Annotated in this window: 5 protein-coding genes; all 5 read right to left on the bottom strand. The window is 66.1% G+C overall.

Translation table 11 applies throughout. The features are described from left to right. Positions 1–101: 101 nt before the first annotated feature. Positions 102–2,234, bottom strand: a complete 2,133-nt coding sequence (locus AB0K73_RS20035; RefSeq protein WP_360519136.1) for an alpha/beta hydrolase-fold protein — start codon at positions 2,232–2,234, stop codon at positions 102–104. Between the two features lie 298 nt (positions 2,235–2,532). Next, positions 2,533–3,936 carry a cellulase family glycosylhydrolase gene (locus tag AB0K73_RS20030; protein ID WP_360519133.1) on the bottom strand — a complete coding sequence of 468 codons (1,404 nt, stop codon included), beginning with the start codon at positions 3,934–3,936 and terminating at the stop codon, positions 2,533–2,535. Beyond that, entirely contained in the window at positions 3,933–5,444 is a 1,512-nt protein-coding gene (locus tag AB0K73_RS20025; RefSeq protein ID WP_360519130.1) for an alpha-N-arabinofuranosidase, read from the bottom strand. Before AB0K73_RS20025 ends, AB0K73_RS20030 begins: the two co-directional genes overlap by 4 nt. A gap of 58 nt (positions 5,445–5,502) precedes the next feature. Further along, positions 5,503–6,390, bottom strand: coding sequence for a carbohydrate ABC transporter permease (locus AB0K73_RS20020; protein ID WP_360519127.1), 888 nt, complete (start codon positions 6,388–6,390; stop codon positions 5,503–5,505). Continuing rightward, on the bottom strand, positions 6,387–7,331 hold the full coding sequence (locus AB0K73_RS20015; RefSeq protein WP_360519124.1) for a sugar ABC transporter permease: 945 nt from the start codon (positions 7,329–7,331) through the stop codon (positions 6,387–6,389). Before AB0K73_RS20015 ends, AB0K73_RS20020 begins: the two co-directional genes overlap by 4 nt. Positions 7,332–7,348: the final 17 nt, after the last annotated feature.

Raw genomic sequence — 7,348 nt, 5'->3', positions numbered from 1 at the left:
GGCGGCGGGCAGCAGGCTGAACGCGATGGTGATGCCGGCGATCGCCGCACCGGGCTGCTCGACGACGGTGGATCCGGTCGACTCGGCGTAGCCGGCTCATCTCACTGCGCGTCGTGGAACAGGCGCGGAGCGAAATCGATCAGGTTCTTCTGCCACGGGTCCCAACCGTGCGGGCCCATGGTGATCCCGTCGAACTCGAACTCGATGCCGGCCGCCTCCATCTGCGCCATGGAGTTCATCGCCCCCGGGTAGACGAAGTCGGTGATGTCGCCGATGTACATGCGCAGCAGGTCGGTGCCTGCGTTGATCGCCTCGACATCGAGTCCGGCGGTCGAGCCGAACCCGGCGGAGAACAGCCCGATGTACGCGAACGCACCCGGGTTCGCCTTGAGCATCCCGGCCGTGCGCGCACCACCGGCGGACAGCCCCGCCATCGCACGTTGCGCCGGATCGGTGCTGAGGTGGTACCTCGCCTCCGCTGCCGGGAGCAGGCTGCCCAGGACCTCCGCGTTGAAGTTCGACACGTTGCCGTTCGGCATGACGACGATCATCGGCTCCGCCTCACCGTCCCGGGTGAGGTTGTCGAGGATCTGCTTCGCACGACCCACCTCGACCCAGTCGGTCCAGCTCTGCCCGCCGCCGTGATTCAACACGAACAGCGGATAGGGCTCGGCGCGATCGGGGTCGTACCCCGGCGGCGTCCAGACGTACGCGCTCCGCTCCTGGCCTACGACGGCACTCTGGTACGTCAGCACGTCCAGCGTCCCACCCTCGCCTTCCAGAACATCGGCGAGCAACCGCGACTCCTCACCCTCGATGAAGAACGTGCTCCACGCCGGCTCCGAGGTGACCTTCGTCGGGTTGGAGGTGTCCTTGGTCGACACCCGGTCGACGATCAGCCGGTAGTAGTACGACCAGGGGTCCAGCGGCCCGACGGTGGCCCGCCAACGATCGCCGACCTTGTTCATCTCGACGCGAACCCAGCTGCCTCCCGGGCCCCAGTTGGCCCAGACCGAGACGTAGTCGGCATCCGCGAAGTCCGTCGTGGTCTCGAAGGTGACGAACCCGTCGTCGGTGATCCACGGCGTGGGCGTCGTGCCCTCGGCCGGCGGCTCGAAGCGTGCCTCGAGGGCCGTGTGGCCCTCGCTGAAGCCGGGGTCTCCGGTCTCCTTCGGACCATGGAACAGCCGCGGTGCGAAGTCGACCAGGTTCTCCTGCCACGCATCCCAGTTGTGGCCGTTGTCGGGGTTCACGCCGTCGAACTGGTACTCGAGGCCCAGTGCGTCGAACTGCGCCATCGAATCGAAGGCGTCGTTGTAGGCGATATCCGTCTTGTTTCCGACGTAGAGGCGGAACAACGTGGTGAGGTCGTTGATCTCCGCGACCGGGACATCCGTGATGTCGCCGAAGCGGCTGGGACCGGCGCCGAAGACGCCCACGTAGGCGAACTCGCCGGGGTGGTCGCGCAACACCCGGAACGCCTGCACGCCGCCCATGGACAGGCCCGCCAGCGCCCGATCCTTCTTGGCGTTCGAGACGTGGTAGGCGTCGCGGACCGCAGGGATCAGGTTCTCGAGCAGCTCGGTGGTGAAATCGGGCACGTTGCCGTCGCCCATGACGACGACCATGTCGGCGAGCGCACCGGACAGACTCAGGTTGTCGAGGATCTGCTCAGCCCGACCGACCTCGGTCCAGTCCCGATATCCCTGCCCGCCGCCATGCTGGAGGTACAGGACGGGGTACGGCTTGCCGTTGGTGCGGTATCCCGGGGGCGTCCACACCAGGGCCGAGCGCTCCTCGCCCGCGACGTCGCTGTGATAGGCCAGCGTCTCGACGGTGCCGGCGGCCTCCGGGGCGTCGGCCAGCAGCGCCGCCGAGTCGCCGGGAACGAAGAACGTGCTCCACTCCGGTTCCGAGGCGACCGTCGTCGGATTGGTCGGATCCTTCAGGACCTTCGAGTCGTCGCCGGTGACCTGGTAGTAGTACAGGCCCGGGGCGAGCGGCCCGAAGGTGGTCGACCAGTTGGCACCACTGCGTGAGAGCCCGATCTGGCCCCAGTTGGCGGACGGCGCGAAGTTGCCTTCCACGACCACCTGGGACACGGGCCCGACCGCGGCTTCGACGGCGGCGGCGGGAATGGTGAAGCGGATGTAGCCGTCGTCGAGCTGCGTGAGCCATGGGTCCTCGGCCGCAGCAGGCTGTGTCGCCATGAGGGTGCTCGCGACGACGGCCATCGCCGCGAGTATGGACGCCGATCGGCGCCATCGGAGGGAACGCCGCGGCCGGCGCTCCAGTGCAGTGATCTCCATCGATCCTTACTTCCTCTCAACTCGGTCCCGACTGAACGGGACGCGGGGTGGAACACCACGGAGAAGCCAGCCGTGCGGCTGGCCGAAGCGAGGTCTGACACCGACGCGCAAGGCGGAACGTGGAATTTACAACGTCGTAAATCGACCTCGCGTTCATGCTGCTCGAAACCGCGAGCACTTGTCAAGGATTGATTTCCAACGTTGTATTCACGCCGGAAGCCTGTCATCCAGCCGAGACGGAATCCCTCAGCAGACCGGCCAGCGGCTCCCGCACGCGGCTCTCACGGAACGCGAACGCATCGGCGAGGCGCTCCGCCTCATCGGGCTGCACGCCCTCGAACGCGCGCGCGAATTCGTCGACCATCGCCTCCGCCAGCATCACATGGCGGATGTGGCCGTGGATCCAGCGATGGGCTCCCCAGGGGTACGGCTGGAACTCGGGGAACTCGGTGCGGAAGAGCGCTTCGACCGGCTCGAGGATGTCGCGGACACCGGCGTCGGTGGAGCCCCACGAGTCCACGCCGAGCCGAGCCTTCTTCTCGATCACGGGTGCGATCCGACGAAGGTATGCCGAATCCGGGTCCGCGTGGACGACTCCCTGCAGACCGATGTCCTTGTACGTCCACAGGGCCCAGCTCGCCTCATGCCGCCGGTAGATCTCGAGCTGGTCCTGCAGCAGTCGATAGCGCTGCGCGTCACGGGCGGGATCTCCCGTGTAGACCGGTCCGAACTCGCCCACCCAGATCGGAGTGCCCGTCTCCCGCATGTAGGCCGTGCGCTCGAGGAACGTCTCCTCGACGACATCGCGATCGACGAACTTGCCCCGACTCTCCCCGGGGTACGGCCCGCCGTCGACGAACCCCGGAAGCGCGTAGTCATGGGCCGTGTAGACGCAGTTCGGCATGGGGTCGCCCAGCTGGTCGAATTGCGTCGAATAGCGGTTGCCGTCGAGGAACAGGATGTGTCGCGGGTCCACCGCGCGGATCGCCGCCTCGAGACGCTCGTAGAACGGTCGGATGCCGTCGCCGTGGGCGTCGGCAGGCTCGTTCACGGGGTTGTAGCCCGCGACCCACGGGTTGTCCTTGTAGCGCTCGGCCACGTGCTCCCAGAGGTTCACCACACGGTCCTGGAACTGTCGCTGGCTCCAGAACTGGGCCCACTGGGTCGGGTTGTCGCTGTGCCAGTGCTGGTTCTGGGCACCGGGAAGCGCATGGAGGTCGAGGATGGTGTAGATCCCATACCGTGCGCAGCTGTCGATGACCGTGTCCAGGAGTCGGAAGCCCTCCTCCTTGATCACGAACGGAGCATCGTCATCCTCGAAGTGCCGGTAGTTGAACGGCACGCGCAACGAATTCAGACTGAGGCCGCGGAGGAAGGCGGCATCCTCGTCGGTGAAGAACACCGAGAGGAACCGATCGAAGAACCGGGTGTATCCCTCGTCACCCAGCACCCGCCGCAGCGCCCGTCGCTGCTGCGACTCGGTGCCGGGGTATCCGGTGATGAAGTTCTCCATGTTCATCCAACCGCCGAGCCCGAAGCCCCGCAGCAGTACCGGGGTGGCCCCCGCCATGATGCGGGTGCCCTCGACCCGCAGGATCTCCTGTTCCATGACGGATGTCCCGGTCATGCGAGCGTGAGCGCGGACCACGAGACCGGCGGCAGCGTCACCGTCACGACACCCTCGTTCACTCGCGCGGAGTCGTTGTCACGGAGCGACACGCGGTCCTGGGCGGCGAGCGTGTTGACGGCGTGGATGTCGTCGTCGTGGAGGGTGCGGAACGACTCGATCGCGACGTCGCCGAGGATACTCGTGTCGATGTCGATCGACACCTCCTCGTGGAGGCTGCGGTTCACGAGGAACACGGCGGTCGCGCCGGTGTCGGGATCGTGGGTCGCCACGGCGTCGACGATCGGCACGTCGCCGTAGAGATCGGTTCGGGCGGTCGGGCAGTCGAGCTTGAGCTCCAGGGTGACTCCACGTGCGAGCGCGGACGTCACCGAGAAGGGGAAGAACGTCGTCTGCCGCCACGCCGGGCCGCCAGGCTCCGTCATGATCGGCGCGATCACGTTGACGAGCTGCGCCAACGAGGCCGAGGTGACGCGATCGGCGTGGCGGATGAGCGAGATCAGGAGACTGCCGAAGACGACCGCGTCCACGACCGAGTAGGCGTCCTCGAGCAGCCGCGGAGCGACCGGCCAGTCGTGGACGTCGGTGATCTTGTCGACCTCGTTGTACCGGGACTGGTACCAGACGTTCCATTCGTCGAACGAGATGTACATCGTCTTCTCGCTGCCGCGGACCGCCTTCACGTGGTCGGCCGTGGCCGCGACGGAGTCGATGAAGCGGTCCATGTCGACGGCCGACGCGAGGAAGCTCGCATAATCGCCGTTCTTCGGCTCGTAATACGCGTGGCACGAGATGTAGTCGACATCGTCGTAGGTCTGCTCGAGCACGACGCGCTCCCACTCGCCGAACGACGGCATGTGGGCGCTCGAGCTCCCGCAGACGACGAGCTCGAGGTCGGGGTCGACCTGGCGCATCGCCCGCGCGGTCTTCGACGCCAGTTGGGCGTAGTCCGCGGCCGTCCCGTGACCGAGTTGCCATGGCCCGTCCATCTCGTTCCCGAGGCACCACATGCGGATGTCGTGCGGGTCGCCCGTGCCGTTGGCGATGCGCCGGTCGCTGAGGGCGGTGCCCGACCGGATGTTGGCGTACTCGAGCACGTCGAGCGCGTCCTGCACGCCGCGGGTGCCGAGATTCACCGCGTACATCAGATCGCTCCCGACCTTCCGCAGCCACGACGTGAACTCGTCGAGCCCGACCTCGTTCGTCTCGGTGGAGTGCCACGCGAGGTCGAGTCGGCGTGGCCGCTGATCGCGAGGTCCGACGCCGTCCTCCCACCGGTACCCCGAGACGAAGTTCCCGCCGGGATAGCGAATGGTGGAGACCCCCAGTTCGCGCACGAGGTCGATGACGTCGGTGCGATAGCCCTCATCGTCGGCACTCGGATGGCTCGGCTCGTAGATGCCGTCGTATACGCATCGGCCCAGGTGCTCCACGAAGGAGCCGAAGAGCCGGCGATTGACCGGGCCGACGACGAAGTGGGGGTCGATGGTGAGATGTGCGCGCTTCATGGTCCTCAATGCCTGTTGTGTGATGACGGGGGCGGATGTTGCGTCGGCGCCGGTCACGTCACTTCAGACTGCCGATCGCGAGCCCGCCCTGCCAGTATTTCTGCAGCGTCAGGAAGGCGATGATCAGCGGGATCACCGAGACGAGTGAGCCGAGGATGATGATGCTCCAGAGCGACGTGCTCCCGGCGTTGTTCGCCGATGCGATCCCCTGCCAGAGCCCGATGCCGACCGTCACCGGGAAGAGGCGGTTGTCCGAGAGCATCGCGAGCGGGAGGAAGTAGTTGTTCCACGAGGAGACCACCGAGAGCAGGAGCACGGTGACGATGGCGGGCCGCAGCAGCGGGAGCGCCACCTGGACGAAGATGCGCAGCTCGCTGGCGCCATCCACCCGGGCGGCATCGATGAGTTCGTCCGGCACCGCATCGCGGGCGTAGACGTGCATGAGGTAGACCCCGAAGGGGTTGAGCAGCGTCGGCAGGATGACCGCCCAGATCGTGTTGGTCAGCCCCAACTGGGAGAACATGATGAATGTGGGAATCACGAGCGCCGTCGCCGGCACCATCACCGATCCGAGGAGGATGGCGAACGCAGAACGTCGACCGGCGAACCGGTACTTCGCGAAGCCGTAGCCCGCCGTCGCGGCGAGGATCGTCGCCCCCACCCCGCCGACCACGGCGTAGAGGGCCGAGTTCACCAACCATCGTGCGTAGATGCCGTCCTGGAAGGTGAACAACTGCACGAGATTGCCCCAGTAGTCGACGTTGTCGGCGAACCACAGCGCGCTTCCGCCGCCGAACAGCCCCGAGGCATCCTTCGAGCTGTTGACGATCACCCACCAGAACGGGATGAGGAAGTAGACCAGCAGGAACCCGAGCATGACCTGGAGCGGGAGGTACCGCGGTGGGCGGCGCTGCGGACGGGCAGCGGTGAGAGCAAGTGCAGTCATGAGAGAAAGTCCCCGCGCTTCCGGGTGAGGAACAGGAAGATGTAGACGCAGACGAAGACCACGGCGCCGAGTGCGAACGAGATCGCCGATCCGTAGTTGTAGTTCGCCAGCGCGAACGCCTGTTGATAGGCGTACATGTTGGGCGTGAAGTCGGCCGTGATCGCGCCGGCGGCCAGGTAGCGAAGGATCTGCGGCTCGTTGAAGAACTGCAACGTGCCGATGAGGGCGAATACGAGAATCAACACGAGAGCCGGGGCGATCAGCGGGATCTTGATCCGCAGGATGATCTGCCATTGGTTGGCGCCGTCGATGCGAGCAGCCTCGTAGAGGTTGGGGTCGATGCCCTGCAGCGCGGCGTAGAGGATGATCATGTAGTAGCCCGCCCACTGCCAGATGACGATGTTGAGCAGGCCGACGAAGATGAGGTCGCGACTCAGGAAGTCGGGCGCATTCGCGCCGAACAGCCCGAACACCTCGGCGAGCGGCCCGAAGCTCTTGCTGTAGAGGAACCCCCACATCAGTGCACCGATGACCGCCGGGATCGCATACGGCAGGAAGATCATGAGCCGCGAGAAGCGCGCGAACGACGTCGTGACGATGTCGAGGACCAGCGCGACGGCGAGCGAGACGAGCATCTGGGCCGGGATCAGCACGATCGAGAAGCGGATGACGAACCAGACGCCGTCGAGGAAGTCGGGATCGGTGAACGCCTTGGCGTAGTTGCCGAAGAGCACGAACCGCGTTCCGCCGATCATCTGGTTCTGGAACAGGCTGAGGTACAGCGCGTAGAAGAGCGGCGCGACGAGGAATGCGACGAAGACGATTGCGAATGGGAACAGGAATGCCCAGCCGGTGAGGTTGTGGCGGGCAGTGCTCCCCCTGCGGGATCGCACGCGTCCCTCGGTCTGAACAGGCACGTCTTCGATGAGGTCGACGGTCATGGGGTACTCCGGTCGGG

Source organism: Agromyces sp. NPDC052230, assembly GCF_040679595.1.
Taxonomy (GTDB): domain Bacteria; phylum Actinomycetota; class Actinomycetes; order Actinomycetales; family Microbacteriaceae; genus Agromyces.
Note: the sequence above shows the minus strand (reverse complement) of the source record. Positions and strands in the feature narration are given on the sequence as shown.

Coding starts and splice junctions, on each gene's coding strand:
- AB0K73_RS20035 (WP_360519136.1), bottom strand. CDS start 2,234: ATGGCCGTCGTCGCGAGCACCCTCATGGCGACACAGCCTGCTGCGGCC.
- AB0K73_RS20025 (WP_360519130.1), bottom strand. CDS start 5,444: ATGAAGCGCGCACATCTCACCATCGACCCCCACTTCGTCGTCGGCCCG.
- AB0K73_RS20015 (WP_360519124.1), bottom strand. CDS start 7,331: ATGACCGTCGACCTCATCGAAGACGTGCCTGTTCAGACCGAGGGACGC.
- AB0K73_RS20020 (WP_360519127.1), bottom strand. CDS start 6,390: ATGACTGCACTTGCTCTCACCGCTGCCCGTCCGCAGCGCCGCCCACCG.
- AB0K73_RS20030 (WP_360519133.1), bottom strand. CDS start 3,936: ATGACCGGGACATCCGTCATGGAACAGGAGATCCTGCGGGTCGAGGGC.